We start from the raw sequence: 1,001 nt of genomic DNA on the forward strand, positions 1-1,001 counted from the left end.
CCCCTATATCTTCTTTTTTTGTGTGGGGGTATCTTTCTTTTTTTTAAACCACCCTGCCCCCCCACTTTTTGCCCCGTGGTGGCGGCGGCGCCCCCCCCCCCCCACTTCTCCATGGCTGAAAGGCGCCCATGCTTCTCGAGGCGATCATCCTGGGCCTCGTCCAGGGACTGACCGAGTTCCTCCCGATCTCGTCGAGCGCGCACCTGCGCATCCTGGGGGAGTTCCTGCCCGGCGCGCAGGACCCCGGCGCCGCGTTCACCGCGATCACGCAGATCGGCACCGAGGCGGCCGTCGTGGTGTTCTTCTGGCGCGACATCGTGCGCATCATCGGGCACTGGTTCCGTGCGCTGTTCGGCAGGATCCCGCGCAACGACCCGGACGCCAAGATGGGCTGGCTCATCATCACCGGCTCGATCCCGATCGTCGTGCTCGGCATCCTGTTCCAGGACCAGATCGAGACCGTGCTGCGGTCGCTGTGGATCACGGCCGGCATGCTGATCTTCTTCGGCGTGCTGCTGGGCATCGCCGACCATTACGGCGCGAAGAAGCGCAAGCTCCAGGACATCACCGTCGGCCACGGCGTGATCTACGGCTTCGCGCAGGCGCTCGCGCTCATCCCGGGCGTGTCGCGCTCGGGCGGCACGATCACCGCCGGCTTGTTCATGGGCTACGAGCGCGCCGCCGCGGCCCGCTACGCGTTCCTGCTGGCGATCCCCGCCGTCTTCGGCAGCGGCTTCTTCCAGCTGTTCAAGAGCCTCGACGAGCCGGGCGTGTTCACGCTGGGCGAGACCGCCGTCGCCACGGGCGTGGCATTCGTCGTGGCGCTCGGCGTGATCGCGTTCTTCATGAACTGGATCTCGAAGCACAGCTTCCTGCCGTTCGTCGTCTACCGCGTCGCGGTCGGCTCGCTGCTGCTGGTGCTGCTCAGCATGGGTGTCATCAGCGCGTAGACGCCGGAAGGGACCGAGCCCCGTCGAAGCACGCTTCGACGGGGCTCGGTC

The 1,001-nt window shown here is 66.5% G+C and carries 1 protein-coding gene; it reads left to right on the forward strand.

Annotation, left to right across the window (positions count from 1 at the left end; all coding sequences use genetic code 11):
* Positions 1 to 128 precede the first annotated feature (128 nt).
* Positions 129 to 950, forward strand: coding sequence for an undecaprenyl-diphosphate phosphatase (locus tag ACFWJ8_RS19410; RefSeq protein WP_378814634.1), 822 nt, complete (start codon positions 129 to 131; stop codon positions 948 to 950).
* Positions 951 to 1,001: the final 51 nt, after the last annotated feature.

The sequence above is a fragment of the Microbacterium sp. NPDC058389 genome, assembly GCF_042722305.1.
Lineage (GTDB): Bacteria > Actinomycetota > Actinomycetes > Actinomycetales > Microbacteriaceae > Microbacterium.

Bases quoted from the DNA above. Each gene is read 5' to 3' on its own strand.
- ACFWJ8_RS19410 (WP_378814634.1), top strand. From the start codon at position 129: ATGCTTCTCGAGGCGATCATCCTGGGCCTCGTCCAGGGACTGACCGAG.